The organism is Pseudomonas sp. BF-RE-21 (assembly GCF_019947305.1).
Classification (GTDB): domain Bacteria; phylum Pseudomonadota; class Gammaproteobacteria; order Pseudomonadales; family Pseudomonadaceae; genus Aquipseudomonas; species Aquipseudomonas migulae.
The window spans coordinates 75,302-101,847 of record NZ_JAGYGF010000010.1; the positions used below are offsets into that span (position 1 = coordinate 75,302).

Below are 26,546 nucleotides of genomic sequence, written 5' to 3' on the forward strand. Positions count from 1 at the left end.
AACAACAAAAAAGGCACCCCATGGACACCTTCCAACCCGCTTTCAGCAGTTGGCTGAACGCACCGGCCCATCAGCAATGGCTCGCCGCCGAAGGCTTGCGTCTGCTGGCATTCGCCAAGGCATCGAAGCTCCCCGAGGGCTTCGGCAATCTCGACGAAAAGGGCTGTCTCCCGACCAACGCCCATGCCGAAACCATGAACACCGCGCGCATGACCCACAGCTTCGCCATGGCGCACATCCAGGGCCTGCCGGGTTTCGCCGAGCTGGTGGATCACGGCATCAATGCCCTTCGCGGGCCGTTGCGCGATGCCGAGCATGGTGGCTGGTTCGCCACCGCGCATCACCTTGACGACAACACCGGCAAGGCCGCTTACCTGCACGCCTTCGTTGCCCTGGCCGCCAGTTCCGCCGTGGTGGCGCGGCGTCCCGGCGCACAGGCCTTGCTCGATGACGCGATCCACATCATCGACACGTATTTCTGGAGTGAGGAGGAGGGCGCAATGCGCGAATCCTTCAATCGCGACTGGCGTGAAGAGGAACGTTATCGCGGCGCCAACAGCAACATGCACGCCACCGAAGCCTTTCTCGCCCTGGCCGATGTCACGCAAGACAATCGCTGGTTGTGCCGCGCGCAACGGATCGTCGAGCGCGTGATCCATGGTCACGCCGCCGCCAACGATTACCTGGTGGTCGAACATTTCGACCGCGACTGGCAGCCGTTGCGCGACTACAACCACGACAACCCGGCCGACGGTTTCCGTCCTTACGGCACCACGCCGGGACACGGCTTCGAATGGGCCCGGCTGTTGCTGCACCTCGAAGCTGCGCGAGTACAGGCCGGGATGCTGACGCCCGGTTGGCTCGCCACTGACGCGCAAAAACTCTTCGAGCACAACTGCCGCCACGGCTGGGATATCGACGGGCTGCCCGGGATTGTCTACACCCTCGATTGGGATAATCGCGCGGTGGTTCGCCATCGCTTGCACTGGACCCATTGCGAAGCCAGCGCCGCCGCCAGCGCGCTGCTTAAACGCACGGGCGATGAGCAATATGAAACCTGGTACCGACTGTTCTGGGAATTTTGTGACAGTCATTTCATCGACCGCTGCGAGGGCAGTTGGTATCACGAGCTCGATCCGCAGAACCGTCCGAGCGCCGATATCTGGGCCGGCAAACCCGATCTCTATCACGCCTGGCAAGCCGTGTTGATTCCGCGCCTGCCGCTGGCGCCGAGCATGGCCAGTGCCTTGGCGAGTCTGTCCCAGAGCGGTTCTATGTAACCATGCGGTGACATTCACGCGTCCCTTCGTTACCTGCGAGGGGATGACTCCTGTTTAAAATCCTATGCAGCGCAAGCACCAGACTTGCATGCATAACAACAAGAAAGGTACTACTAGATGAATGCGATTTCTCGCCTCGCTACTGTCATTTCTCTCGCGTCGCTGCTTCCCCTCAGTGCATTTCCTCTCAGTGGCCTTGCCGCCGATTCCAAAGGTTCGGTGGAAGTTGTTCACTGGTGGACGTCGGGTGGTGAAAAAGCAGCGGTCGATGTCCTCAAGGCTCAAGTCGAAAAAGACGGCTTCACCTGGAAGGACGGCGCAGTCGCCGGTGGTGGCGGTTCCACGGCCATGACCGTACTGAAAAGCCGCGCAGTCGCCGGTAACCCGCCGGGCGTTGCCCAGATCAAGGGTCCGGACATCCAGGAGTGGGGCAGCACTGGCCTGCTCAGCACCGACACCCTGAAAGACGTTTCCAAGTCCGAAGGCTGGGATAACCTGCTGATCAAGAAAGTCTCCGACACCGTCAAATACGAAGGCGACTACGTGGCCGTTCCGGTGAACATTCACCGTGTGAACTGGCTGTGGATCAACCCGGAAGTGTTCAAGAAAGCCGGGATCGACAAAGCCCCGACCACCCTCGAAGAATTCTACGCCGCCGGCGACAAGCTCAAAGCCGCCGGCTTCATCGCGCTCGCCCACGGTGGTCAGCCTTGGCAAGACAGCACCGTGTTTGAAGACGTGGTGCTCTCGGTCATGGGCGCCGATGGTTACAAAAAAGCGTTGGTAGACCTGGATCAGAAAACCCTGTCCGGGCCGGAAATGACCAAGTCGTTCACCGAGCTGAAAAAACTCACCGGCTACATGGACCCGAACCGCGCCGGTCGTGACTGGAACATCGCTGCCGCTGAGGTCATCAACGGCAAGGCCGGTATGCAGATGATGGGCGACTGGGCGAAAAGCGAATGGACTGCGGCGAAGAAAATCGCCGGCAAGGACTACCAGTGCGTGCCGTTCCCGGGCACCGAAAAAGCCTTCACCTACAACATCGACTCGATGGCTGTATTCAAGTTGAAAGCTGATCGCAAGGGTGACATCGCCGCCCAGCAAGACCTGGCCAAGGTCGCTCTGGGTACCGACTTCCAGAAAGTCTTCAGCATCAACAAGGGTTCGATCCCGGTCCGTACCGACATGCTGAACGAGATGGACAAGCTCGGTTTCGACGCCTGCGCTCAAACCGCCGCCAAGGACTTCCTGGCGGACGAGAAGACCGGCGGCCTGCAACCAAGCATGGCGCACAACATGGCCACTTCCCTGGCCGTGCAAGGCGCGATCTTCGACGTGGTCACCAACTTCATGAACGACAAGGACGCTGACCCGGCCAAGGCCAGCGCCCAACTGGCATCGGCTGTCAAAGCCGCCCAGTAATCCCTGAGGCCGCGGGCTCGCCTGCGGCAATTTTCTGGGACCGTTCCCCTTGTAGGGGCGAGGCTTGCCCGCGAAAGCAGTCTGACATTCAACAGAGTTGTCGACAGTTACGCCGCCTTCGCGGGCAAGCCTCGCTCCTACAGATACTCACTTCTCCAATGGATTATCCCGATGAGCTCTGTGGCGGTTTTCAGCAAAGCCTCACCGTTCGATGCGCTGCAACGCTGGTTACCCAAGTTGGTACTCGCGCCAAGCATGCTCATCGTGTTGGTTGGTTTCTACGGTTACATCATTTGGACATTCATACTGTCCTTCACCAATTCCAGCTTCATGCCGAGCTACAAATGGGTCGGCCTGCAGCAATACATGCGCCTGATGGACAACGATCGCTGGTGGGTCGCGAGCAAGAACCTCGCGCTCTTCGGTGGCATGTTCATCGGCATCAGCCTGGTATTGGGCGTGTTCCTCGCGGTGCTGCTGGACCAGCGCATTCGCAAGGAAGGCTTCATTCGCACCGTTTACCTGTACCCGATGGCGCTGTCGATGATCGTCACCGGTACGGCCTGGAAATGGCTGCTCAACCCTGGCCTGGGCCTGGACAAGATGCTGCGTGACTGGGGCTGGGAAGGCTTCCGTCTCGACTGGCTGGTGGATCAGGATCGCGTGGTGTACTGCCTGGTGATCGCTGCCGTGTGGCAAGCCTCCGGGTTTGTGATGGCGATGTTCCTGGCCGGTCTGCGCGGTGTCGATCAATCGATCATCCGTGCCGCGCAAGTCGACGGTGCGAGCCTGCCGACCATCTATTTGAAGATCGTCCTGCCGAGCCTGCGCCCGGTGTTTTTCAGCGCCTTCATGATCCTCGCGCACATCGCGATCAAGAGCTTCGACCTGGTGGCGGCGATGACGGCGGGCGGTCCCGGCTACTCGTCCGACCTGCCGGCGATGTTCATGTATTCCTTCACCTTCAGCCGTGGCCAGATGGGCATCGGTTCGGCCAGCGCCATGCTGATGCTCGGTGCCGTGCTGACCATCCTCGTGCCGTACCTGTACTCCGAGCTGCGAGGCAAACGCCATGACTAATCAACTCGGAAAACCAACGCTGAGTTTCAGCCGCATCGCGATTTACGCCACGCTTCTGCTGGCCGCTGCGGTGTACCTGATTCCGCTGATCGTGATGCTGCTGACCAGCTTCAAATCCCCGGAAGACATCCGTACCGGCAACCTGCTGAGCTGGCCGACCGTCATTGACGGCATCGGCTGGATCAAGGCCTGGGACGTGGTCGGCGGGTACTTCTGGAACTCGGTGAAAATCACCGTGCCGGCGGTTTTTATCTCGACCTTCATCGGTGCCATGAACGGCTACGTGCTGTCGATGTGGCGCTTCCGTGGCTCGCAGTTGTTCTTCGGCCTGCTGCTGTTCGGCTGCTTCCTGCCGTTCCAGACCGTGCTGCTGCCGGCTTCGTTCACCCTCGGCAAGTTCGGCTTGGCCAACACCACCACCGGTCTGGTGCTGGTGCACGTGGTCTACGGGCTGGCGTTCACCACGCTGTTCTTCCGTAACTACTACGTGAGCATCCCGGATGCGCTGGTCAAGGCTGCACGCCTGGACGGCGCAGGCTTCTTCACGATTTTCTGGAAGATCCTGCTGCCGATGTCGATCCCGATCGTGATGGTCTGCCTGATCTGGCAGTTCACCCAGATCTGGAATGACTTCCTGTTCGGCGTGGTCTTCGCCAGTGGCGATGCCCAGCCAATTACCGTGGCCCTGAACAACCTGGTCAACACCAGCACCGGGGCCAAGGAATACAACGTTGATATGGCCGCCGCGATGATCGCCGGGCTGCCGACACTGCTGGTCTACATATTCGCTGGCAAGTATTTCCTGCGTGGGCTGACGTCCGGCGCGGTCAAGGGGTAGAAACATGGCAACTCTCGAATTACGCAACGTCAACAAGACCTACGGCGCCGGTTTGCCGGACACCCTGAAAAACATCGAACTGAAGATCGATGACGGGGAATTCCTGATCCTGGTCGGTCCGTCGGGCTGCGGTAAATCCACGCTGATGAACTGCATCGCCGGCCTGGAAACCATCAGCGGCGGCGCGATCCTGGTGGATGACGCCGACATCAGCGGCATGAGCCCGAAGGATCGCGACATCGCCATGGTGTTCCAGTCCTACGCGCTGTACCCGACCATGAGCGTGCGCGACAACATCGCCTTCGGCCTGAAGATTCGCAAAATGCCCGCCGCCGAAATCGACGAAGAAGTCGCTCGCGTCTCCAAGCTATTGCAGATCGAGCACCTGCTGAGCCGCAAGCCCGGCCAGCTCTCCGGTGGTCAGCAACAGCGTGTGGCGATGGGCCGTGCCCTGGCGCGTCGGCCGAAGATTTACCTGTTCGACGAACCGCTGTCCAACCTCGACGCCAAGCTGCGCGTCGAGATGCGCACCGAAATGAAACTGATGCACCAGCGCCTGAAAACCACCACGGTCTACGTGACCCACGACCAGATCGAAGCGATGACGCTGGGCGACAAAGTGGCGGTGATGAAGGACGGGATCATTCAGCAGTTCGGCACGCCGAAAGACATCTACAACAACCCGGCCAACCTGTTCGTGGCGAGCTTCATCGGTTCGCCGCCGATGAACTTCATTCCCCTGCGTTTGCAACGCAAGGACGGTCGTCTGTTGGCGCTGCTCGACAGCGGTCAGGCGCGCTGCGAATTGCCGTTGGGCATGCAGGACGCCGGTCTGGAAGATCGCGAAGTGATCCTCGGCATGCGCCCTGAGCAGATCGTGCTGGCGGGCAGCGAGGCCAATGGTTTGCCGACCATTCGCGCCGAAGTGCAGGTCACCGAACCGACCGGTCCGGACACGTTGGTGTTCGTCAATCTGAATGAAACCAAAGTCTGCTGCCGCCTGGCGCCGGACGTTGCGCCGGCCGTGGGCGAGACCCTGACCCTGCAATTCGATCCATCGAAAGTGCTGCTGTTCGATGCCAAGACCGGGGAGCGCCTGGGGGTGGCCGGTCTGCCAAAAACCGAAGTTCACAGCGCCAACGTCACCCAGTTCAAAAACCGCTGAAGATCAAAAACTGTAGGAGCCAGGCTTGCCGGCGAAAGCGATTTCAGTGACGCCTTCGCCGGCAAGCCTGGCTCCTACAGGGGGGATATGCGGTGGGCGGCCTGTCGCGCATCGCAACCGATGTAACCGCGTTAGATAAAAACAGTTAATAACAATAAAACGAGGATGTAGGGATGAAGAAGAACAACAACGCTCAGCTTATCTGCCAGTTGTCGGCAATTGCGGCAATGATGTTGGCCGGTAGTGTGCACGCGGCTGACGCGTTCAGCGCCGATTCCGAATGGATGACCGGTGATTGGGGTGGTGAGCGGACCAAGCTGATCGAGCAAGGCATCGACATCAAAATGGACTACGTCGGTGAAGTGGGCAGCAACCTTCACGGCGGCTTCAACGACGACAAGACAGCGCGTTATGCCGACCAGTTTGGTTTGGGCGTGGCACTGGACCTGCAAAAATTGTGGGGCTGGGATAACACCCAGGCGAAGATCCAGCTGACCAACCGTAACGGCGAAAACATCTCCAATGACCGTGTCGGCGACCCACGTGCCGGCACCTTGAGTTCTTCCCAGGAAGTCTACGGTCGCGGCCATATGGTCCGTCTGACCCAGTTGTGGATCAAGCACCAGTTCCTCGACGGAAAACTGGACGTCAAGGCCGGTTACTTCGGCGAAGGCGAAGACTTCAACACCTTCCCTTGCGAGTTCCAGAACCTGGCGTTCTGCGGTTCCCAGGTGGGTAACTGGGCGACCAACATCTGGTACAACTGGCCGGTCATGCAGGCTGCGGTCCGCGTGAAGTACAACATCTCGCCTGAGTTCTATGCGCAGATCGGCGCGTACAACCAGAACACGTCGCAACTGGAGCACGGTAACGGCTTCAAGCTCAGCGGCAGTGGTACCAACGGCACTGTCCTGCCGGTCGAACTGGTCTGGTTGCCTAACCCTAACAACCTGCCGGGCGAATACCGTGTCGGTTACTACAAAAGCACGGCTGATGCCAATGACGTTCGTGAAGACGACAACGGTGCTGATGCTGCCACCAGCGGCAACGCTTACCGCAGCCACGACAGCAAGTCCGGCTACTGGTTCGTGGCGCAGCAACAGCTGACCGACCACAACGGTGACAAGAGCCGCGGCCTGACCGTTTCGGCCAACGCCACGTTCCACGACAAGGACACCAACTTCGTCGACAACTACCAGTCGTTGATGTTTGTGTACAAAGGCCCGTTCGATGCTCGTCCGAAAGATGACGTCGGTATCGGTTTCGCGCGTATTCATGTCAACGATGACGTGAAGAAAAACGCCGAGCTGGTCAACGCCGCCAACAATGTCACGGACTACAACGATCCACGGTTCTCGCCACTGCGTACCACCGAATACAACTACGAGATCAACTACGGCTTCCACGTTACCAACTGGCTGACCGTGCGTCCCAACCTGCAATACATCACTCACCCGGGCGGTGTGGATGAAGTCGATAACGCGCTGGTCGCCGGCCTGAAAATTCAGTCGGTGTTCTAACGCTGTTGCGATAAGCTCCTCTCTATGTGCGCATTTTTGCGGACAGCCCAGGCTGTCCGCTTTTTTTTGGGGGGCGGCACACCCCGGTGACAGCTGATTTTCAGGACCGTGGCACATGCATGAGCATCCGCTACAACGCTTCTTCAAATCCTTGCGCGAACGTCCGGTGTTTGCGTGGGAGCGCTATCAGATGCGCGACGTTCTGGTGATCGATCACCCGCTGTGTCAGGCGGTGTTCAGTCGTCAGGGCGCGCAGTTGCTGCACTTTCAGCCCAAGGGCCAGAAGCCCTGGCTCTGGTGCGCGGCGAAGTGGCCGCATGTCGGTGCGATTCGCGGCGGCGTGCCGGTGTGCTGGCCGTGGTATGGCCGCCATCCGAGCGAAAACGCCTGGCCGTCCCATGGCTGGGCGCGCTTGCTGGACTGGAAGCTGCTCGACAGCCGTCATGACGATGACGGCGTGCGCCTGCACTGGCAATTGCAGTTGTGCGACTGGCAAGTGGACCTGCATGCCCACCTTGGTGAGCGCATGGAGTTGCGCCTGAGCACCGAGCATCAGGACAGCCTGCCGTGCCAATTGAGCCAGGCATTGCACGCCTATTGGCGTATTGGTGATGTCGGTGAGATAGCGCTGTCTGGGCTTGACGGGGCGCAAGGTTACGACCAGTTGAACCGCCAGGTTTGTCAGCAGGAAGGCGAGTTGCGGGTAGAGGGTGGCTGTCAGCGGGTGTTCCAGCATGACGGCGAATTGCAGCTCAAGGACCACGCCTGGCAGCGGCAATTGTGCATCGATACCGGGGATGATGCGGACACGGTGGTCTGGCATCCGGGGACGCGTCCATTGCTGGGGGTGAGCTGGAACGAGATTTCCGAGTTTGTGTGTGTGGAAGCGGCGAGCGGCGGGACTGATAGCTTGAGCCTGGCGCCGGGGCAGAAAGCGCATTTGAGTTTGCAGGCGCGGGTGGGGGTTTAGTTCAGGGTTCGCGGTGTTGCCGCTGGCCTCTTCGCGGGCAAGCCTCGCTCCTACAGGTCACCCTGAACCTGTAGGAGCGAGGCTTGCCCGCGAAGACGGACTATCAGCCACAAACTACTCAAACCTGATTAATTAAACTCATCCCCAATCGGATACCGGCTCGCATTCAAACTCTCTTTGATCTTGCGCAAATGCGGTTGGAAATCCACGCCACGGCGCAACGTCATGCCGGTCGCCAGCACGTCCAGCACGGTGAGCTGAATGATCCGCGAAGTCATCGGCATGTAGATGTCGGTGTCTTCCGGCAACGGAATGTTCAGGCTCAAGGTACTGGCCTTGGCCAGCGGCGAACCTTCAGCGGTCAAGCCGAGCACCGATGCACCGTTTTCCCGGGCGATACGCGCCACTTCCACCAGCTCGCGGGTGCGACCGGTATAGGAAATGATCACGAACAACTCGCCGGTGTGGGCCACCGAGGCAATCATGCGCTGCATCAGTACGTCCGCATGGGCGGTGACGGCCAAGTTGAAGCGGAAGAATTTGTGCTGCGCATCCAGCGCCACCGGGGCTGAGGCGCCGAGGCCGAAGAAGTGGATCTGCCGGGCCTGGATCAGCAAGTCGACGGCGCGGCTGATCAGGTTCGGGTCCAGCGCCTGCAAGGCACTGTCCAGCGACGCGATGGCGCTGCCGAAAATCTTCTTGGTATAGGCTTCCGGATTGTCGTCGGCCTCGACCGCACGGCTGACATACGCCGCGCCACTGGCCAGGCTCTGGGCGAGCTGAAGCTTGAGTTCCGGGTAGCCGCTGACGCCGAACGAACGGCAGAAACGGTTGACCGTCGGCTCGCTGACCTTGGAGGCCTGGGCGAGGGCGGCGATGCTGAACCGGGTGGCCTGCTGTGGGTTGAGCAGGATCACTTCGGCGACTTTGCGTTCAGCCTTGTTCAGGTCTTCAAGGCGATTCTGGATCTGTTCCAGTAAATTTCGCACGCGGTCCATATGATTTCCTTGGTGCACCTACACGAGTGCACTGCGATGCAAATAAGGGTGTTGCTATGCAAATTGGGCCTTTGATAGGGCCCCAAGCGGTGGCCTATCCTACTGATGGCACCAACCGACCACCACTCGGAATCTGTATTTTGCGAAAATGTTGTGGTTATTACTACATTTTCTCTTGAGCGATGCCTTGAAAAAAGGTATTTGTAGCTTAACTTGATAAAAGAACAAACATCATGCCTTCGATTACGGTTGAACCGTGCACCTTTGCCTTGTTCGGCGCGCTTGGCGATCTGGCCCTGCGCAAGCTGTTTCCTGCCCTCTATCAACTCGATGGCGCAGGCCTGCTGCATGAGGACACGCGCATCATCGCGCTGGCCCGTGAGCCCGGTAGCGAACAGGAGCATCTGGCGTTCATCGCGTCCGAGCTGCGTCGCTACGTCGGGGCCAAAGAGCTGGACGAGGCGGTGGTCGAGCGCTTCCTGTCTCGTTTGAGCTACCTGCACGTCGATTTCCTCAAGGCTGACGATTACCTCGCCCTGGCCGAACTGGCCGGCAGCGCCCAGCGGGTGATTGCCTATTTCGCCACGCCGGCCGCCGTTTACGGCGCGATCTGCGAGAACCTGGCGAAGGTCGGTCTGGCCGAGAACACCCGCGTAGTGCTGGAAAAGCCGATCGGTTCGGACCTCGAATCCTCGCGCAAGGTCAACGACGCCGTGGCGCAGTTCTTCCCGGAGAACCGCACCTACCGCATCGACCACTACCTGGGCAAAGAGACCGTTCAAAACCTCATCGCCCTGCGTTTCGCCAACAGCCTGTTCGAAACCCAGTGGAACCAGAATTACATTTCCCACGTGGAAATCACCGTGGCCGAGAAGGTCGGGATCGAAGGCCGCTGGGGCTACTTCGACAAGGCCGGTCAGCTGCGGGACATGATCCAGAATCACCTGCTGCAACTGCTCTGCCTGATCGCCATGGACCCGCCGGCCGACCTGTCCGCCGACAGCATCCGTGACGAGAAAGTCAAAGTGCTCAAGGCGCTGGCGCCGATCAGCCCGGAAGGCCTGACCACGCAAGTGGTGCGCGGCCAGTACATCGCCGGTTACAGCGAAGGCAAATCAGTTCCTGGCTACCTGGAAGAACCGAATTCCAACACCCAGAGCGACACCGAAACCTTCGTCGCCCTGCGTGCCGACATCCGCAACTGGCGTTGGGCCGGCGTGCCGTTCTACCTGCGTACCGGCAAGCGCATGCCGCAAAAGCTGTCGCAGATCGTCATCCACTTCAAGGAACCGTCGCACTACATCTTCGCCCCGGAGCAGCGCCTGCAAATCAGCAACAAGCTGATTATCCGCCTGCAACCGGACGAAGGCATTTCCTTGCGTGTGATGACCAAAGAACAAGGCCTGGACAAGGGCATGCAGCTGCGCAGCGGTCCGTTGCAGCTGAATTTTTCCGACACCTGGCGCAGCGCACGGATCCCCGATGCCTACGAGCGGTTGTTGCTGGAAGTGATGCGTGGCAATCAGAACCTGTTTGTCCGTAAAGATGAAATCGAAGCCGCGTGGAAGTGGTGTGACCAGTTGATCGCCGGGTGGAAAAAATCCGGTGATGCGCCCAAGCCGTACGCGGCCGGGTCCTGGGGACCAATGAGCTCCATTGCTCTGATCACGCGGGACGGGAGGTCGTGGTATGGCGATATCTAATTTGCAATTGCCGCAGGGCGTCAGCGCCCATGCGTTCAAAAGCCCGGTGTTGCTGGCCGAAGGCCTGGCACTGCAGGTGGCCAGGCAACTGAGCGAGGCGATCGATGCTCGAGGCACGGCCACGCTGGTGGTGTCCGGCGGGCGCAGTCCGGTGGCGTTTTTCCAGCACCTGGCCAAGCAGACGCTGGACTGGTCGAACGTGGTGGTCAGCCTGGCGGACGAGCGCTGGGTACCGGTTGAACATGCCGACAGCAATGCCGGTCTGCTCAAGCGTTACCTGTTGCAAGGCCCGGCGGCCAAGGCTCAGTTCCTGAGCCTGTACAGCGCCACCGCGAACCTGGAGCAAGCGGCCGAACAGGCTGATCGCCTGCTCGCCGAGCTGCCGACGATTGACGTGTTGGTGCTGGGCATGGGCGACGACGGCCACACCGCGTCGCTGTTCCCGAACAGCCCGAACCTGGCCGATGCCTTGAAAACCGACGGCAAGCGTCGTTGCTACCCGATGCTGGCGCCAACCGTGCCGCATCAGCGCCTGACCATGAGTCGTGCGCTGCTGGCCTCGGCCAAACACAAGATTCTGTCGATTTCCGGTCAGTCCAAGCTGACCACCCTGAGTTTCGCGCTGGCCGGTGACGATGTCGCCGAAATGCCGATCCGCGCGTTTCTGCAACCCACGTTAGAGATTTACTGGTGCCCATGAGCCAAGGAACAGCCGCTATGACAACCCCATCCCCGACCGTTTCCATGGCGGACAAAGTTGCCCTGATCGACAGCCTCTGCGCCAAGGCGCGGATTCTGCCGGTGATCACCATCGCTCGCGAACAGGACGTGCTGCCATTGGCCGACGCCCTGGCTGCCGGTGGTCTTACAGCCCTGGAAGTGACCCTGCGTTCGCAGTTCGGCCTCAAGGCCATCCAGATCCTGCGCGAGCAGCGTCCGGAACTGGTGACCGGTGCCGGCACCGTGCTCGATCGCCAGATGCTGGCCGCTGCCGAAGCCGCCGGTTCGCAATTCATCGTGACGCCGGGCATCACCCGTGACCTGCTCGAAGCCAGTGTCGCCAGCCCGATTCCACTGCTGCCAGGCATCAGCAACGCCTCGGGCATCATGGAAGGCTACGGTCTGGGCTATCGCCGCTTCAAGCTGTTCCCGGCGGAAGTCAGCGGCGGCGTTGCGGCAATCAAAGCCTTGGGCGGCCCGTTTGGCGAAGTGAAATTCTGCCCGACTGGCGGCGTCGGCCCGGCCAACATCAAGAGCTACATGGCGTTGAAAAACGTGATGTGCGTGGGCGGTAGCTGGATGCTTGATCCGGAGTGGATCAAGAACGGCGACTGGGCCCGCATTCAGGAATGCACCGCCGAGGCCTTGGCGCTGCTGGACTGACCTGCTTTTACCCAACACTTCGTTGTGTGTTCTACGGCTTTACGGTGCGCTTGGTCGGTGCACCGTTTTTTTTTGCCCAAAGAAAGCCCCCGTAGGAGCAAAGCTTGCTTGCGAAGGCGTCAGTCCAGTCACATCCGATGCTGACTGTACCGACGCCTTCGCAAGCAAGCTTTGCTCCTACAAGGACATCATGCGATACATAGTTACCGCATCTCGCCGCCGGTCCCGCGTTAACCTGCGTTCATCTTATGGAAGAGAGAACGTCATGGACGACAACACCTCAGTGACATCCGCACAACCGGCTTACCTGCTGTCACCCGAACAGATCGCCGGTCCGTATTTTCGCAACCCGAAACTGATCAGACGAAACATCAGCGAAGGCCTGGACGGTATTCCGCTGGTCCTACGGTTGACGATCATCGATGCGATGACCCGTGAGCCCGTCAACGGGGCCATCGTCGATATCTGGCATTGCAATGCCCGCGGCGCCTATTCGGGGTGGAGCAAGGTCAACCCGGACAAGGAAGTCGATGTCGGCGATATCGGCGCGATCCCGCGTACCGACGACGACACGTATCTGCGCGGCGGGCAATTCACCGACCAGAAGGGCATCGTGCGTTTCACCACGATCTATCCGGGGTTCTATGCCGGTCGCGCGCTGCACATACACGTCGCGATTCGAGTGACCGCCGGCAACAACTACCTCGAAGAGCGCCACGTTGCCTGGGTCGGCCAGCTGTACTTCCCCGAAGTGGCCTCGCGCTCGGTGCTCAATGCCAGGGAATACAGCGGCCGAACCGTCACCGCGCTGACCAACGACGAAGACTATTTCTACACCAGCATGGGTGGCGAAGCCTCGACCCTGAACGTTCACACCCTCGGTCGAGATTCGAAAGAAGACGGTTTTTTCGGGCAGATGACCATTGGCATCGACACGTTCGCGATTTCATCACAGCTCAAGCCGGAGGACTTCGACAAGTACACCGTGTGACGTCAGCGCAGCTCGTTCAGTGCCTCGCTCAGCGCATCCATGTCTGCTGCAGTGGTGGTCAGCCCCGGCGTGATGCGGATACACGGGCCACTCGCTGCACCGCTGCGCACCACGGTAAACAGGTTGAAGTCCTTGAGCAGCCGCCCGGCCATTGCTTGTTGGTCGGCATGCCGGGTAAAGCGCATCGACGTGATGCCGCAATACAGTCGCGGATCGTCCGGGGTCATGACGTCGATGCCCGGCAAGTCACGTACGGCGTTGACCCAGCGGTTGCGCAGGTAATTGAGCCGGGCACCCTTGGCCGCGGAACCGCCCATCGCCCGATGTTCTTCGAACACCAGTGGCAGAGTCAGTAACGCCGGGATGTTGGGTGTGCTGTACGGCGTGCGGGCGCGAATGTCGGTGATCGGGAAATGCATCTCGCCCATGTCCGGGTCGATGTCGGCAAGGCGCTCCGGGGCGATGTAGATGAAGCCCAGGGTCAGCGGCGCACCGATCCACTTGTGCAGGTTGAAACCGGCGAACGCGATGCCGAGGTCATCGAGGCTGAACTCGATCTGGCCGAGCGCATGGGCGCCGTCGAGGATCACGTCGATCCCGTGTTCCCTGGCGGCGGCCGCAATCGCCTGCACCGGCATCACCAGGCCGGTGCGGTGAGTGACGTGAGTCAGGGCCATCAATTTGAGCTTTGGGTAACGCACGAAGGCGTCGCGGTAAGTCGCCAACAAGCTGTCGAAACTGGCGGGGTGGGCGTGTTCGATCTCGATCACTTCCACGCCGCGATGCCGGGCCAGCCAACGCATGGCGCCTTTGACCGTGTCGTATTCCAGGTCGCAGATCAGCACTTGGTCACCGGGTTTCAGGCGATTGTAATTGCGGATCAGCGATTGCAAACCGTCCGAGGCGTTGCGGGTGAAGGCGACAGATTCGGTTGTTACGCCCATCAGGTCGGCGAGACGTTTCACGATCGCGAGGTTTTCACCCTGTTCAAAACGCTGGCGTACATGCACCGAGTTGCCGCGGTTGATGAGTTCGATGTTGCGCTGGTATTCCTCGATCACCGTACGCGACATGCGGCCGAAGTAACCGTTCTCGAGGTTGATCGGGCCGGGTTCGACGGCATAGCGGTCGGCAAAGGTTTGCCAGAACATTTCATCACGGGCACGGCGGGTGTTATCGGGCATGGGGACGGCTCAGTGGCGAGGGGCGGGTTTGCCGTGTTTGGCGCGCAGCGGTTCAAGCAGTTCCGACAAGCCGTTGTGATCGATTTCCTGCATCAGGGCCAGCAGTCCGCCCAGTTCGCCATGGGGGAAACCTTCCCGGGCAAACCAGTTCAGGTAGGGGCCGGGCAGGTCGGCAATGATGCGGCCCTTGTATTTGCCGAAGGGCATTTCGCGGGTAATCAGCAGTTCGAGTTTTTCAGGGTTCATCAATCGATCGTCTTGATTCAACAGCCTTGGAAAATACAGGCATTCTGCATGCAGGCCAATTGACAGATCATGCAAAAAAAACGGATACAGATTTTCTCTTTAAAACTAAGTTGTTGAAAATTAACAAATAAATTATCAGTTCAAGGCTGGCATGCAGGGTGCAATACCTATTGCATCTTTCATCAACCCGCAAGGAATTGAAAAATGACCGACATTAATAAAGAAGCGATCTCTGTACTCAACGACCTGATTGAAACCAGCAAAGACGGTCAGGAAGGGTTCAAGACCTGCGCTGAAGACATCAAGCATCCAGAACTGAAAACACTGTTCATCACTCGCTCGACCGACTGCGCCACTGCGGCTTCCGAACTGCAGGCTGCGGTGCGTTCGATGGGCGGCGATCCGGAAACTTCCACCAGCGTCAGTGGTGACCTGCACCGCCGCTGGGTCGACGTGAAATCAGTATTCACCGGCAAGGATGAAGAAGCCGTTCTGAACGAAGCCGAACGCGGTGAAGACCATGCACTGAAGGCTTACCGGGAAGCCATCGAGAAAATCAACAAGCACAACCTGGTGGGCATTCGTGACCTGGTTGAACGTCAGTATCACGGTGTGCAACGCAATCACGATCAGGTGAAAGCCCTGCGCAACCAGGCTCGCGCACGCTCGTAAGCGCGTAAAGCCTGTCAAAAACGCCAGCCAGCCTGGCGTTTTTTTGTGCCTGGGTTTTAGCGCTGGACGCCTGATAGATAGCCAGCTAATAATTTGATTTACCGGTCACTTCGATGAACCCGACTATCGTTAAATCGTCCTTTCAAGAGTGCTTTACGTGCCTATCACTTTGCAGGCTTTATTCGCGCCTGACCGCCGCGCCTTGCAGTTCGCGATCAAGACGTTACTCGGTGGCGGCCTGGCATTGTGGCTGGCATTGCGCTGGGGCCTGGAGCAACCGGCCTGGGCGTTGATGACAGCGTTCATCGTCGCTCAACCGTTGTCCGGGATGGTGGTGCAAAAGGGTTTGGCGCGGCTGCTGGGGACGCTGATCGGGACGTTCATGTCGGTGGTGTTCATGGGCCTGTTCGCCCAGACGCCGTGGCTGTTTTTGCTGGCATTGGCGTTGTGGCTCGGGTTGTGTACGGCGAGTTCGACGCTGCTGCGCAGTGCCTGGTCCTATTCGTTTGTGCTGGCCGGTTACACGGTGGCGATCATCGCATTACCCGCCATCAGCCACCCGCTGACGGTGTTCGACCAAGCCGTGGCGCGCTGCACGGAAATCTGTCTGGGCATTCTCTGCGCCACCGCCGCCAGCGCGCTGCTATGGCCGATGCGGGTCGAGCGGCAACTGGCGGATCAGGCGCGAACGGCGTGGCAGAGTGGGATGAACGCCGCACGCGCAACCCTGGCCGGCGACGGTCAGGCGCGCAAGGGGCTGCTGGAAATCCTCGGTCGCATCGTCGCGGTGGATGCTCAGCGCGAACATGCCTGGTTCGAAGGCGGGCTGGGTCGGCAACGTGCGCGGGCCATCAGCGGATTGAGCCAGAAACTGTTGATGTTGCTGCGCATCGCACGCTCGGTGCGCCGGCAGTGGAAGCAGCTTGAACCGCAGGAAGCCGAGCAATTGATGCCGTGGATGAACGAGGTTCAGCAAGCGCTCGCCAGCCCGGACACCGCAATGCTGCAAACCTTGCGCCCGCGCTTGCTCGACGCCAGCCATGACCCGCAGATCAGCTCTGCGCAGAGTTACTGCCTGGTCCGTTTCACCCTGCTGATGGATACCGCGATGGCGGCGAGCGCGGCATTGACGGCGGTGGAGGAGGGCAAGGAAGCGGTCGACCCGCCGCGCACCCTGACACCGCATCGCGACCTGTCGTTGGCGCTGGTGTTCGGCGCGCGCAGTGCCTTGGCGTTTCTGGTGGTGTCGTGTTTCTGGCTGGCCACTGCATGGCCCGCCGCGTCGGGCGCATTGGTGCTGACGTGTGTGGTGTGCAGCCTGTTCGCCAGTCGCGAAAACGGCGCGCAAATTGGCATGAGTTTCATGCGCGGGATTTTTCTGGCGATCCCGGCGGCGTTTTTTGTCGGGCAGATTCTGCTGCCGCAATGGAGTGGTTTTGCGCTGCTCTGCATGGGCATGGGCGTGCCGTTGTTTTTCGGTGCGCTGGGCATGGCCAGGCCGCAGATCGGCGCCACGGCCACGTCGTTCTGTCTGCATTTCATCGTGCTGGTGTCACCGCTCAACGCGATGAAGTTTGATGTCGCGACGTTCTTCAACAGCGCTCAAGCCATGGTGGTGGGCGTCGGGGCGGCGGCGCTGGCCTTCCACTTGCTGATCCTGCGCAACCCGACGTGGCACGGTCGGCGTTTGCTGGCGGCGACCCTCGACGATCTGGTGCGCCTGACCCGACGCAATCTGCGCGGTGCCGAAAGCTGGTTCGGCGGACGCATGGCCGACCGCTTGCTGCAACTGGCGCGGCACTACCCGGAACTGCCGGAACCGGCGCGCAGCCGCTGGGACGACGGCTTGCTCGGTCTCGATATTGGTGACGAGCTGCTGCATTTGCGCTTGAGCCTGGCGGCGGCGCAGGCACCGGTCAATGCCGCGCAGCGGCGTTATCTCGAACAACTGGAAAACATCCTCGAACAAGGCCCGGCCGGCCACTGCGCGGATGCGCTGGAACAACCCAGCGAAGAATTCTTGAAAACCTTGTACGCGTTGCCACCCAGCGACCCGGTGAAACTGGCCCAGGGCGCGGTGCTGCAATTGCAGAACAGCTGGCGCGCCTGGTGCCATCAACAGGAGCAAAGCCATGGGCTTGCGTGAATGGTCGGTGGGCGGCGTGCTGCTCAGCCCGTTTCTGATTTATGTGGTGCTGGCGCTGCTGGTCACCGGGGTCTTGCGCCTGCTGCTGCGCCTGACCCCGGCCGGTCGCTGGATCTGGCACGAAGCGTTATTCGATTGCGCCTTGTACGTCTGTGTATTGACCCTGATCACCGTCGTCCTCGGACCTTTATAAGGAGTTGAACATGCGTACACCCGTGCGTGTCGCGGTAACCCTGTGCCTGGTGGCGCTGGCGATTTTTGCCGGTTTCCATTTGTGGCAGTACTACATGCTCACGCCGTGGACCCGGGACGCGCGGATTCGCGCCGACGTGGTGGTCATCGCCCCGGATGTGTCGGGCTGGGTGCGTGAACTCAAGGCCTTCGACAACCAGCCGGTGAAGGCCGGCGATCTGTTATTGAGCATTGACCGCGACCGTTTCGAAGCGGCGCTGGAGAAGGCGCAAGCGGTGGTGCAAACCCGTCAACAGCAACTCAACCTGCGTGAGCGCGAAGCCAGCCGTCGCGCCAGCCTCGGGCCGCAAGCGATCAGTGCCGAGCTGCGCGAAAATGCGCAAATCAACGCCGGCATCGCTCGTGGCGAACTGCGTGAAGCCCAGGCCGAAGCCAAGGTCGCCGAACTCAATCTTGCCCGCAGTCAGGTCCACGCACCCCGCAGCGGCCACATCACCAACCTGCGCCTGGCCCAGGGCAATTACGTGAATGCCGGGCAACCGGTGATGGCGTTGATCGATGATTCAACGTTTTATGTGCAGGCGTATTTCGAAGAAACCAAACTGCCGCGGATTCGCGTCGGCGATCCGGTGAAGGTCTGGTTGATGAGCGCGGGCGAGGCGCTGGAAGGGCAGGTGGAAAGCATCAGTCGCGGGATTACCGATCGCAACACCACGCCGGATGGGCAGTTGTTGGCAGAGGTGGAACCGACATTCAACTGGGTGAGACTGGCACAACGGATTCCGGTGCGAATCAAACTGGACAAGGTGCCCGAGGGGATCAATTTGAGTTCGGGGATGACGGCGAGTGTGCAGGTGCAGGAGGGGCGATAAGATCAAAAGATCGCAGCCACTGCAGGAGCCGGCTTGCTGGCGATGGGATCAACGCGGTTTCCCTGAGATACCGAGGCGTACGCATCGCCAGCAAGCCGGCTCCTACAGTTGAGCGCCGTACTTAGCCGATGCTGATCGCCGGCAGACTAGTCAACGTCACGGTCTGCTGTTTGCGCGGTGCCAGAATCTCCGCCTCGCCATCCACCACCAACTCATCGCGCTGGTTGAACACGCGGGTGGCAATGCGCACACGGAATTTCGGCAACTTCTCCAGAATCTCCAGGCGCACCGTCAGCGTATCGCCAAGCTTCACCGGCTTCTGAAAGCTCATCTGCTGACCGATATAAATAGTCCCCGGCCCAGGCAACTCGCAGGCAACTGCAGCGCTGATCAACGCGCCACTGAACATGCCGTGCGCGATGCGCTCCTTGAACATGGTGCCGGCGGCGAATTCGGCGTCCAGATGCACCGGGTTGTGGTCACCCGACATGGCGGCGAACAGCTGAATGTCACGCTCTTCGACCGTCTTGCTGTAGCTGGCGGTCTGGCCGACTTCGAGGGCTTCGTACGGGGTGTTGGTAACCTGGGTCATCTGTTTCAATTCCTGTGACAAATAAAAAAACCACAAAAAAACTATTCGGATCGGGGCGGGCGGCGGTGGCTCAGGGCTTGTGCGATCCAGCCCAGCACATCGGCCGTCACCTCATCACGGTTGCTCTCGTTGAACAGTTCGTGCCGTGCCTGCGGATAAATCGTCAGTTGCAGGCTCTGGCTGCCCGCGGCGCGTAGCGCATCGGCCAGATCTTTCAGACGCTTGCCTTCGCTCACCGGATCACATTCACCGCCTATCACCAGCAACGGCAGGCCCGGATCGATCTGAGCGAGATTGGACGCTTTGCTGATTTGCTGCAAGCCGCCGAGCAAATCGATCCACAGTTGGTTGGTGCAGCGGAAGCCGCAGAGCGGGTCGTTGGCGTACAGATCGACCTCCGCCGGGTCGCGGCTGAGCCAGTCGAACCGGGTGCGGGCCGGTTTGAAGGCCTTGTTGAACGAGCCGAACGACAGCCATTCGATCAGCGCGCTGCGGCCCTTCGGCCCTTGGCGCAGTCGTTCCAGGCGGGCAATCTGCCGCGCCGCGCGATAAAGCGCCACGGGCTGGAAGTTCGAACCGCTGAGCACCGCGCCGTGCAGGCTGGCGCTGTGATGCAGCAGATAAGCCTGGGCGATGTAGCTGCCCATGCTGTGGCCGAGCAGCACGATCGGTACGCCGGGATGATGCTGGCCAATGTGCTGATTGAGGCTGGCGAGGTCGCCGACCACCTTGCACCAGCCATCGTCGTCGGCGAAATGACCGAGTGTCCCGTTTTCGGCAGTTTTGCCATGTCCACGCAGGTCCGGCGCGTACACACCGTAGTCCTGTGCGCAGCACTTTTCTGCCAGGCGCGCATAGCGACCGCTGTGTTCGGCCATGCCGTGGGCCAGCAGGATCACCGCTTTCAACGGCGCTGCGGGCAGCCACTGGTTGACGAAGAGGCGGCTGCGGTCACTCGCGGTCAGCCAGAAGGTGTCGTGGATCATGGCGATTCCTTTGCATGGGCTCGGCCCATTGTATAGCGCATCCTGCGCTTGCCGTCTGATCAGGCCGCACCACGGCACCGAGATTCACACGGTCAATGACGGTTGTTGGCATATTTGCCTGATTCGCCATAGCTGCTAGTGTCCGTGAAGCTCCGCTTTTTCAAAGGTGACACAAAAGCGGCCCCGGATAGGTTCAGGTAAAGAGGACAAGAACAATGCAACCTGATTTCTGGAATGACAAACGCCCGGCCGGCGTACCCCTGGACATCGAACAAGGGGCTTACAAGTCGGTGATCGAGGTGTTCGAGCGTTCCTGCAAAAAATTTGCTGACCGCCCGGCCTTCAGCAACATGGGCGTCACCCTGACCTACGCCGAACTGGAACGCTACAGCGCCGCGTTCGCCGGTTACCTGCAAGCCCACACCGACCTGGAGCCCGGCGATCGCATCGCGGTGCAGATGCCCAACGTCCTGCATTACCCGATTGCCGTGTTCGGCGCGTTGCGCGCCGGGCTGATCGTGGTCAACACCAACCCGCTGTACACCGCGCGGGAAATGCGTCATCAGTTCAAGGACTCCGGTGCCCGGGCACTGGTTTACCTGAACGTATTCGGGCAGAAGGTCCAGGAAGTGCTGGCCGACACCGACATCCAGTACCTGATCGAAGCGAAGATGGGCGACCTGATGCCTGCCGCCAAGGGCTGGCTGGTCAACACGCTGGTCAGCAAGGTCAAGAAAATGGTCCCGGACTACGCCTTGCCGCAGGCGATCTCCTTCAGGAGCGCGCTGCGTCTGGGCCGGGGCCTGGGCATCAAGCCGTTGAACGCCGGCCTCAACGATATCGCCGTGCTGCAATACACCGGCGGCACCACCGGGCTGGCCAAGGGCGCGATGCTGACCCACGGCAACCTGGTGGCGAACATGCAGCAGGCACGCGCCTGCCTCGGCCAGTTCGGCGCTGACGGTCAGCCGTTGCTGCGCGAAGGGCAGGAAGTGATGATCGCGCCGCTGCCGCTGTACCACATCTATGCATTCACGGCGAATTGCATGTGCATGATGGTGACCGGCAACCACAACGTGCTGATCACCAATCCACGAGACATCAAGGGCTTCATCAAGGAGCTGAAAAACTGGCGGTTCTCGGCGTTGCTGGGGCTCAACACGCTGTTCGTCGCGTTGATGGACCACCCGGACTTCAAGACCCTGGATTTCTCCAGCCTCAAGCTCACCAACTCCGGCGGCACTGCGCTGGTCAAGGCCACCGCCGAGCGCTGGGAGCAACTGACCGGTTGCCGCATCACCGAAGGTTACGGCCTGACCGAAACCTCGCCGGTGGCGTGCACCAACCCGTACGGTGACAAATCGCGGATCGGCACGGTCGGACTGCCGGTGCCGGGCACCACGCTGAAAGTCATCAACGATGAAGGCGTCGAGCAACCGTTGGGCGAGCGCGGCGAACTGTGCATCAAGGGTCCGCAGATCATGAAGGGCTACTGGCAGAAACCCGAAGCCACCGCCGAAGTGCTGGATGCCGAAGGCTGGTTCAAGTCCGGCGACATCGCGGTGATCGACCCGGACGGTTTTGTGCGCATCGTCGATCGCAAGAAAGACATGATCATCGTCTCGGGTTTCAACGTGTACCCGAACGAAATCGAAGACGTGGTGATGGCTCACCCGAAAGTCGCCAACTGCGCCGTCATCGGTGTGCCGGACGAACGTTCGGGCGAGGCGGTGAAGTTGTTTGTGGTGGCGCGTGAATCGGGGGTCAGCCTTGAAGAGTTGAAGGCTTACTGCAAGGAAAACTTCACCGCGTACAAAGTGCCCAAGCACATCGTGTTGCGTGAGTCGTTGCCGATGACGCCGGTGGGCAAGATTCTGCGGCGGGAGTTGCGGGATATCGCGTAACCGATAAATGGCCGCGCTTCGCGCGGTTCGCGGGCAAGCCTCGCTCCTACAAGGTCAGTGTTGTTCATAAGGTCATGAACGACACAAAACCTGTAGGAGCGAGGCTTGCCCGCGATGCTTTTAAGGCGGAGGCCCCGATTTTCGGGGCTTTCAGCGACATATAGGTTTTTTGCTCTAAAATGACCGTTTGTCATTCTTGAGTCACTAATGTGACTGTAGAGGCCGCTTTTGGCTCTAGTCGGCCCTTGGCAAAGCTGCTACTCTCGGCGCGCTTTGTGACCTCTCGGCCTCTGTAAAAAGCCCAGACTCACCAATAATCAAACACCAATAATAATCGCATCAAATGCGGTATTTGAATTCGCGTTGCTGAGGAGTGGGCTTCCATGATCGAAGACTTCTGGAAGGATAAGTACCCTGCCGGGATTGCTGCCGACATCAATCCGGACGAGTATCCGAATATTCAGGCAGTGTTGAAACAGTCCTGCCAACGCTTCGCCGACAAGCCGGCATTCAGTAACCTGGGCAAGACAATCACCTACGGTGAACTGTACGAATTGTCCGGTGCCTTTGCCGCTTACCTGCAACAGCATACCGACTTGCAGCCGGGCGATCGAATCGCCGTGCAACTGCCCAACGTCTTGCAGTACCCGGTCGCTGTGTTCGGTGCCATCCGCGCCGGGCTGATCGTGGTCAACACCAACCCGCTGTACACCGCGCGGGAAATGGAACACCAGTTCAACGACTCCGGCGCCAAAGCCCTGGTCTGCCTGGCCAACATGGCGCATCTGGCCGAGGCCGTCGTGCCGAAAACCGGCGTCAAGCACGTCATCGTCACCGAAGTCGCCGACCTGCTGCCGCCGCTCAAGCGCCTGCTGATCAACAGCGTCATCAAGTACGTGAAGAAGATGGTGCCGGCGTATCACTTGCCCAAAGCCATCAAGTTCAACGACGTGTTGAGCAAGGGCCATGGCCAGCCAGTGGCTGAAGCCAACCCGGCCAGCAGCGACGTGGCAGTGCTGCAATACACCGGCGGCACCACCGGCGTGGCCAAGGGCGCAATGCTGACCCATCGCAACCTCGTCGCCAACATGTTGCAGTGCAAGGCGCTGATGGGTTCCAACCTGAATGAAGGTTGCGAGATCCTGATCACGCCGCTGCCGCTGTACCACATCTATGCCTTCACCTTTCATTGCATGGCGATGATGCTGATCGGCAACCACAACATCCTGATCAGCAACCCGCGCGACCTGACGGCGATGGTCAAGGAACTGTCGAAGTGGAAGTTCAGCGGCTTCGTCGGCCTGAACACGCTGTTCGTGGCCCTGTGCAACAACGAAGGCTTCCGCAAGCTGGATTTCTCGGCGCTGAAAGTCACCCTGTCGGGCGGCATGGCCCTGCAACTGGCCGCGGCCGAACGCTGGAAAGCGGTCACCGGTTGCGCTATCTGCGAAGGTTACGGCATGACCGAAACCAGCCCGGTGGCCACCGTGAACCCGATCCAGAACATCCAGATCGGCACCATCGGCATTCCGGTGCCGTCGACCCTGTGCAAAGTCATCGACGATGCCGGCGTTGAGCAACCGTTGGGCGAAATCGGCGAGCTGTGTGTGAAAGGTCCGCAGGTGATGAAGGGCTACTGGCAGCGTCAGGAAGCCACCGACGAAATGCTCGACAGCGAAGGCTGGTTGAAGACCGGTGACATCGCGCTGATCCAGCCTGACGGCTACATGCGCATTGTCGATCGCAAGAAAGACATGATCCTGGTGTCCGGTTTCAACGTGTACCCGAATGAGCTCGAAGACGTGCTCGCGACCCTGCCGGGCGTGCTGCAATGTGCGGCCATCGGTGTGCCGGACGAGAAGTCGGGCGAGGCGATCAAGATTTTCATCGTCGCCAAACCGGGCGTGACCCTCACCAAAGAGCAAGTGATGGAGCACATGCGTGCGAACGTCACCGGCTACAAAGTGCCGAAAGCCGTCGAGTTCCGCGATGCGCTGCCGACGACCAACGTTGGCAAGATCCTGCGTCGGGAATTGCGTGATGAAGAGCTGAAGAAGATCAACGCGAAGAAAGTAGGCGCGTAACAAACAAAAGCCCCGCAGATGCGGGGCTTTTTGTTGGACCTGTAGGAGCCGGCTTGCCGGCGATAGCGGTGTGTCAGTAAACATTGATGTGCCAGATGTACCGCCATCGCCGGCAAGCCGGCTCCTACAATGTTATTGGCGGAACGGCGCGAAATTGACGTTGGTGCCCGCCGGGCGCATGTCCTGCAGGTACGAATCCTTGTCCGCACTCAGTTCCAGGCTCAGCGCAGCCTTGCGCTTGCCCTGGTTACGCACCACCAGCCCTTCGAGCTTCTCGCGCAGGAACACCGTCGGCACTTTCAGGTGCAGCAGTTCGTCGGTGTCCGGCGTGTGCATCAGCAGGTGAATCCATTCGTACTGACCAATGGCCAGGCGCGCCACCGGGAGATCGAACCACCAGATGTTGCGGTTACGGTTCAATTCGGCGAAATGGCAGTTGTTGACGCCAAGCACAGCACCGCCGAGTTCCTGGTTTCTGCGGGCAATGGCCTGCTTTTTATCGAGTTTCATAACATTCCTACGGGATTGGATCTTCAGGGCCGTAGCCTGAATACGTTGCGCATTCTCGGGGGTTGGTCGGCAAACATAAAGCCCAACCTGCACGGAACGATGAAATGTCGTTTTTGTGTCAGTCTGAACTTGCATACGGAAATTGTTTCAAAGTCGCCAAGTAGGCTACTTTGATGTAGAAAACGGCCCCTGAGTCGCCACGACTTCAACCCCATTGCGGCGAAAGGAGACGCTAATGATTTTCCCGGACATGAAAGGTGTGCCCCTCCATCGTGTGATGGTGCGCACGGTCACCGAGTTCGTCGCCGACGAGATGTCGACCTATGCCTCGGCGTTGGCCTATCAAATGCTGTTTTCGTTGTTTCCCTTCATTCTTTTCCTGATTGCCCTGATCGGTTTCCTGCACCTGCCGGACTTCTTTTCCTGGCTGCGCCTGCAATCGGAACTGGTCCTGCCGCCCCAGGCGCTGGAGCAGGTGAACCCGGTGATCGACCAGCTCCAGCAATCCAAGGGTGGCTTGCTCTCGGTCGGTATCGTCATCGCGCTGTATACGGCCTCGGCCGGCGTGCGACTGATGATGAGCGCGATGAACGCCGCGTATGACGTGGTCGAAGGCCGGCCGTTCTGGAAGCGTTTTCCGCTGTCGGTTTTCTACACGATCGGCATTGCCGGGATGTTGCTGATTGCCGCCGCGCTGATGGTGCTCGGGCCGCAAGTGATGGGCTGGATCGCCGCGCAGGTCGGCCTTGAAGACTTTATTGTCACGGTCTGGACCATCGCTCGCTGGCCGGTCATCGTGATCCTGATGATGATTGCCGTGGCGCTGATCTATTACGTCATGCCCGACGTAAAACAGGAGTTTCGTTTCATCACCCCAGGCTCGGTGCTGGCGGTGGTGGTGTGGATCATCGCGTCGTTGGGCTTTGCGTTTTACGTCAAGACCTTCGCCAACTACAACGCCATGTATGGCAGTATCGGCGCGATCATCGTGCTGTTGCTGTACTTCTACATTTCCGCGGCGGTGCTGTTGCTCGGCGCGGAAATGAATGCGGTGATCGAACACATGTCGACCGAAGGCAAGGACCCTGGCGAAAAGGTCCCCGGCGAGCACGGTCCTGTCCACGAAGAGAAACATCACGTTTCCGGACTGGGCCGGGATCACTCGGTGAAACCACCCACTGACGAAGTCATCAAATGATCCGTGAAATCCTGAAAATGGGCGACGAGCGCCTGCTGCGCATTGCGCCGCCGGTCCCCGCCGAGATGTTCGACAGCCCGGAGCTGTGGCAACTGATCGACGACATGTTCCAGACCATGGAAAGCGTCGGCGGGGTAGGCCTGGCCGCGCCGCAGATCGGCGTCGACCTGCAACTGGTGATCTTCGGCTTCGAGCACAGCGAGCGTTATCCGGACGCTGAAGCGGTGCCGCAGACGATTCTGATCAATCCGCTGATCACGCCGTTGAGTCCGGTGATGGAAGAGGGGTTTGAAGGCTGCCTGTCGGTGCCTGGATTACGCGGCGCGGTGAGTCGTTACCAGCAAATTCGCTATGAAGGTTTTGACCCGAAAGGCGAGCCGATCGTGCGCATCGCTTCAGGGTTTCATGCTCGTGTGGTGCAGCACGAATGTGATCACCTGATCGGCCGGTTGTACCCGTCACGGATTACCGACTTCAGCAAATTCGGGTTCACCGAAGTGATGTTTCCGGATCTAGATCCCAACGCCGACGATTGACCTCACCGTCAAACCCTGTAGGAGCGAGCCTGCTCGCGATTGCGGCGTGTCAGTCACCAAAAGTATTGACT

General features: G+C 59.8%; 25 protein-coding genes. 19 read left to right on the plus strand and 6 right to left on the minus strand.

From position 1 onward, the window contains the following. Positions 1–20: 20 nt before the first annotated feature. The 7 genes from KGB25_RS10090 to KGB25_RS10120 all read left to right on the plus strand — a co-directional run bounded on the left by KGB25_RS10090 (position 21) and on the right by KGB25_RS10120 (position 8,278). Positions 21–1,280, plus strand: coding sequence for an AGE family epimerase/isomerase (locus KGB25_RS10090; RefSeq protein WP_223434880.1), 1,260 nt, complete (start codon positions 21–23; stop codon positions 1,278–1,280). A gap of 117 nt (positions 1,281–1,397) precedes the next feature. Further along, positions 1,398–2,705, plus strand: coding sequence for an ABC transporter substrate-binding protein (locus tag KGB25_RS10095; protein WP_223434881.1), 1,308 nt, complete (start codon positions 1,398–1,400; stop codon positions 2,703–2,705). A 171-nt stretch (positions 2,706–2,876) separates the two neighbouring features. Further along, positions 2,877–3,785 carry a carbohydrate ABC transporter permease gene (locus KGB25_RS10100; RefSeq protein ID WP_008032969.1) on the plus strand — a complete coding sequence of 303 codons (909 nt, stop codon included), beginning with the start codon at positions 2,877–2,879 and terminating at the stop codon, positions 3,783–3,785. Further along, on the plus strand, positions 3,778–4,623 hold the full coding sequence (locus KGB25_RS10105; protein WP_008032971.1) for a carbohydrate ABC transporter permease: 846 nt from the start codon (positions 3,778–3,780) through the stop codon (positions 4,621–4,623). The genes KGB25_RS10100 and KGB25_RS10105 overlap by 8 nt, the downstream gene beginning before the upstream one ends. A gap of 4 nt (positions 4,624–4,627) precedes the next feature. Next, positions 4,628–5,788, plus strand: a complete 1,161-nt coding sequence (locus KGB25_RS10110; RefSeq protein WP_223434882.1) for an ABC transporter ATP-binding protein — start codon at positions 4,628–4,630, stop codon at positions 5,786–5,788. Positions 5,789–5,961: 173 nt separating this feature from the next. Continuing rightward, positions 5,962–7,308, plus strand: coding sequence for a carbohydrate porin (locus KGB25_RS10115; protein ID WP_192229117.1), 1,347 nt, complete (start codon positions 5,962–5,964; stop codon positions 7,306–7,308). A gap of 115 nt (positions 7,309–7,423) precedes the next feature. Next, positions 7,424–8,278 carry a D-hexose-6-phosphate mutarotase gene (locus KGB25_RS10120; protein ID WP_008038602.1) on the plus strand — a complete coding sequence of 285 codons (855 nt, stop codon included), beginning with the start codon at positions 7,424–7,426 and terminating at the stop codon, positions 8,276–8,278. Positions 8,279–8,406: 128 nt separating this feature from the next. On the opposite strand, the gene KGB25_RS10125 is transcribed toward KGB25_RS10120, so the two are convergent. Beyond that, positions 8,407–9,267: a MurR/RpiR family transcriptional regulator gene (locus KGB25_RS10125; RefSeq protein WP_177318169.1), complete on the minus strand. Its 861-nt coding sequence runs from the start codon at positions 9,265–9,267 to the stop codon at positions 8,407–8,409. Between the two features lie 242 nt (positions 9,268–9,509). Here KGB25_RS10125 and zwf point away from each other — a divergent pair, with 242 nt between their 5' ends. The 4 genes from zwf to KGB25_RS10145 all read left to right on the plus strand — a co-directional run bounded on the left by zwf (position 9,510) and on the right by KGB25_RS10145 (position 13,353). Beyond that, on the plus strand, positions 9,510–10,979 hold the full coding sequence (zwf, locus tag KGB25_RS10130) for a glucose-6-phosphate dehydrogenase (RefSeq protein WP_008032976.1): 1,470 nt from the start codon (positions 9,510–9,512) through the stop codon (positions 10,977–10,979). Then, positions 10,966–11,679, plus strand: coding sequence for a 6-phosphogluconolactonase (gene pgl / locus KGB25_RS10135; RefSeq protein ID WP_008038595.1), 714 nt, complete (start codon positions 10,966–10,968; stop codon positions 11,677–11,679). Before zwf ends, pgl begins: the two co-directional genes overlap by 14 nt. Before the next feature lie 17 nt (positions 11,680–11,696). Further along, the gene (locus KGB25_RS10140) at positions 11,697–12,362 is read left to right on the plus strand and encodes a bifunctional 4-hydroxy-2-oxoglutarate aldolase/2-dehydro-3-deoxy-phosphogluconate aldolase (RefSeq protein ID WP_008032978.1); all 666 of its coding nucleotides are present in this window, start codon (positions 11,697–11,699) and stop codon (positions 12,360–12,362) included. Positions 12,363–12,627: 265 nt separating this feature from the next. Then, the gene (locus KGB25_RS10145) at positions 12,628–13,353 is read left to right on the plus strand and encodes an intradiol ring-cleavage dioxygenase (RefSeq protein WP_192417067.1); all 726 of its coding nucleotides are present in this window, start codon (positions 12,628–12,630) and stop codon (positions 13,351–13,353) included. 2 nt (positions 13,354–13,355) lie between these two features. Here KGB25_RS10145 and KGB25_RS10150 read toward each other — a convergent pair whose 3' ends face one another. Continuing rightward, the gene (locus tag KGB25_RS10150; protein ID WP_223434883.1) at positions 13,356–14,537 is read right to left on the minus strand and encodes an aminotransferase class V-fold PLP-dependent enzyme; all 1,182 of its coding nucleotides are present in this window, start codon (positions 14,535–14,537) and stop codon (positions 13,356–13,358) included. Between the two features lie 9 nt (positions 14,538–14,546). Then, positions 14,547–14,783 (minus strand): DUF3820 family protein, encoded by a 237-nt coding sequence (locus KGB25_RS10155; RefSeq protein ID WP_003213031.1) that lies wholly within the window; start codon positions 14,781–14,783, stop codon positions 14,547–14,549. Positions 14,784–14,987: 204 nt separating this feature from the next. Here KGB25_RS10155 and KGB25_RS10160 point away from each other — a divergent pair, with 204 nt between their 5' ends. The 4 genes from KGB25_RS10160 (at position 14,988) to KGB25_RS10175 (ending at position 18,665) form a co-directional block, all read left to right on the plus strand. Next, complete coding sequence (locus KGB25_RS10160; RefSeq protein WP_207285449.1) at positions 14,988–15,455, plus strand: ferritin-like domain-containing protein; 468 nt, start codon at positions 14,988–14,990, stop codon at positions 15,453–15,455. Between the two features lie 157 nt (positions 15,456–15,612). Continuing rightward, positions 15,613–17,601, plus strand: coding sequence for an FUSC family protein (locus KGB25_RS10165; protein ID WP_223434884.1), 1,989 nt, complete (start codon positions 15,613–15,615; stop codon positions 17,599–17,601). Continuing rightward, positions 17,588–17,794, plus strand: coding sequence for a DUF1656 domain-containing protein (locus KGB25_RS10170; protein WP_008032988.1), 207 nt, complete (start codon positions 17,588–17,590; stop codon positions 17,792–17,794). The genes KGB25_RS10165 and KGB25_RS10170 overlap by 14 nt, the downstream gene beginning before the upstream one ends. 10 nt (positions 17,795–17,804) lie before the next feature. Beyond that, positions 17,805–18,665, plus strand: a complete 861-nt coding sequence (locus KGB25_RS10175) for an HlyD family secretion protein (protein ID WP_192229123.1) — start codon at positions 17,805–17,807, stop codon at positions 18,663–18,665. Positions 18,666–18,786: 121 nt separating this feature from the next. Here the strand turns inward: KGB25_RS10175 and KGB25_RS10180 are convergent, their stop codons facing one another. Continuing rightward, positions 18,787–19,257, minus strand: a complete 471-nt coding sequence (locus tag KGB25_RS10180; RefSeq protein ID WP_008032990.1) for a MaoC family dehydratase — start codon at positions 19,255–19,257, stop codon at positions 18,787–18,789. Positions 19,258–19,298: 41 nt separating this feature from the next. Continuing rightward, positions 19,299–20,243, minus strand: a complete 945-nt coding sequence (locus KGB25_RS10185; RefSeq protein ID WP_008032991.1) for an alpha/beta hydrolase — start codon at positions 20,241–20,243, stop codon at positions 19,299–19,301. Between the two features lie 215 nt (positions 20,244–20,458). Between KGB25_RS10185 and fadD2 the strand changes: the two genes are divergently transcribed. Both fadD2 and fadD1 read left to right on the plus strand, forming a co-directional pair. After that, positions 20,459–22,147 carry a long-chain-fatty-acid--CoA ligase FadD2 gene (fadD2, locus tag KGB25_RS10190; protein WP_008032992.1) on the plus strand — a complete coding sequence of 563 codons (1,689 nt, stop codon included), beginning with the start codon at positions 20,459–20,461 and terminating at the stop codon, positions 22,145–22,147. Positions 22,148–22,530: 383 nt separating this feature from the next. After that, entirely contained in the window at positions 22,531–24,231 is a 1,701-nt protein-coding gene (fadD1, locus tag KGB25_RS10195) for a long-chain-fatty-acid--CoA ligase FadD1 (protein ID WP_008038583.1), read from the plus strand. A gap of 132 nt (positions 24,232–24,363) precedes the next feature. Here the strand turns inward: fadD1 and KGB25_RS10200 are convergent, their stop codons facing one another. Next, a complete protein-coding gene (locus KGB25_RS10200) occupies positions 24,364–24,741 on the minus strand; it encodes a hypothetical protein (RefSeq protein WP_008032995.1) in 378 nt (125 codons plus the stop codon). A gap of 235 nt (positions 24,742–24,976) precedes the next feature. Here KGB25_RS10200 and KGB25_RS10205 point away from each other — a divergent pair, with 235 nt between their 5' ends. Together KGB25_RS10205 and def are read left to right on the plus strand one after the other, a co-directional pair. Further along, on the plus strand, positions 24,977–25,939 hold the full coding sequence (locus tag KGB25_RS10205; protein WP_008032998.1) for a YihY/virulence factor BrkB family protein: 963 nt from the start codon (positions 24,977–24,979) through the stop codon (positions 25,937–25,939). After that, a complete protein-coding gene (def, locus tag KGB25_RS10210; protein WP_008032999.1) occupies positions 25,936–26,475 on the plus strand; it encodes a peptide deformylase in 540 nt (179 codons plus the stop codon). The genes KGB25_RS10205 and def overlap by 4 nt, the downstream gene beginning before the upstream one ends. The last annotated feature ends 71 nt before the right edge of the window (positions 26,476–26,546 follow it).

Bases quoted from the DNA above. Each gene is read 5' to 3' on its own strand.
- KGB25_RS10150 (WP_223434883.1), bottom strand. From the start codon at position 14,537: ATGCCCGATAACACCCGCCGTGCCCGTGATGAAATGTTCTGGCAAACC.
- KGB25_RS10110 (WP_223434882.1), top strand. From the start codon at position 4,628: ATGGCAACTCTCGAATTACGCAACGTCAACAAGACCTACGGCGCCGGT.
- KGB25_RS10105 (WP_008032971.1), top strand. From the start codon at position 3,778: ATGACTAATCAACTCGGAAAACCAACGCTGAGTTTCAGCCGCATCGCG.
- KGB25_RS10175 (WP_192229123.1), top strand. From the start codon at position 17,805: ATGCGTACACCCGTGCGTGTCGCGGTAACCCTGTGCCTGGTGGCGCTG.
- KGB25_RS10170 (WP_008032988.1), top strand. From the start codon at position 17,588: ATGGGCTTGCGTGAATGGTCGGTGGGCGGCGTGCTGCTCAGCCCGTTT.
- KGB25_RS10185 (WP_008032991.1), bottom strand. From the start codon at position 20,243: ATGATCCACGACACCTTCTGGCTGACCGCGAGTGACCGCAGCCGCCTC.
- fadD1 (WP_008038583.1), top strand. From the start codon at position 22,531: ATGATCGAAGACTTCTGGAAGGATAAGTACCCTGCCGGGATTGCTGCC.
- KGB25_RS10205 (WP_008032998.1), top strand. From the start codon at position 24,977: ATGATTTTCCCGGACATGAAAGGTGTGCCCCTCCATCGTGTGATGGTG.
- KGB25_RS10145 (WP_192417067.1), top strand. From the start codon at position 12,628: ATGGACGACAACACCTCAGTGACATCCGCACAACCGGCTTACCTGCTG.
- pgl (WP_008038595.1), top strand. From the start codon at position 10,966: ATGGCGATATCTAATTTGCAATTGCCGCAGGGCGTCAGCGCCCATGCG.
- KGB25_RS10155 (WP_003213031.1), bottom strand. From the start codon at position 14,783: ATGAACCCTGAAAAACTCGAACTGCTGATTACCCGCGAAATGCCCTTC.
- KGB25_RS10100 (WP_008032969.1), top strand. From the start codon at position 2,877: ATGAGCTCTGTGGCGGTTTTCAGCAAAGCCTCACCGTTCGATGCGCTG.
- KGB25_RS10140 (WP_008032978.1), top strand. From the start codon at position 11,697: ATGACAACCCCATCCCCGACCGTTTCCATGGCGGACAAAGTTGCCCTG.
- zwf (WP_008032976.1), top strand. From the start codon at position 9,510: ATGCCTTCGATTACGGTTGAACCGTGCACCTTTGCCTTGTTCGGCGCG.
- KGB25_RS10095 (WP_223434881.1), top strand. From the start codon at position 1,398: ATGAATGCGATTTCTCGCCTCGCTACTGTCATTTCTCTCGCGTCGCTG.
- KGB25_RS10115 (WP_192229117.1), top strand. From the start codon at position 5,962: ATGAAGAAGAACAACAACGCTCAGCTTATCTGCCAGTTGTCGGCAATT.
- KGB25_RS10180 (WP_008032990.1), bottom strand. From the start codon at position 19,257: ATGACCCAGGTTACCAACACCCCGTACGAAGCCCTCGAAGTCGGCCAG.
- KGB25_RS10120 (WP_008038602.1), top strand. From the start codon at position 7,424: ATGCATGAGCATCCGCTACAACGCTTCTTCAAATCCTTGCGCGAACGT.
- KGB25_RS10200 (WP_008032995.1), bottom strand. From the start codon at position 24,741: ATGAAACTCGATAAAAAGCAGGCCATTGCCCGCAGAAACCAGGAACTC.
- KGB25_RS10090 (WP_223434880.1), top strand. From the start codon at position 21: ATGGACACCTTCCAACCCGCTTTCAGCAGTTGGCTGAACGCACCGGCC.
- def (WP_008032999.1), top strand. From the start codon at position 25,936: ATGATCCGTGAAATCCTGAAAATGGGCGACGAGCGCCTGCTGCGCATT.
- fadD2 (WP_008032992.1), top strand. From the start codon at position 20,459: ATGCAACCTGATTTCTGGAATGACAAACGCCCGGCCGGCGTACCCCTG.
- KGB25_RS10160 (WP_207285449.1), top strand. From the start codon at position 14,988: ATGACCGACATTAATAAAGAAGCGATCTCTGTACTCAACGACCTGATT.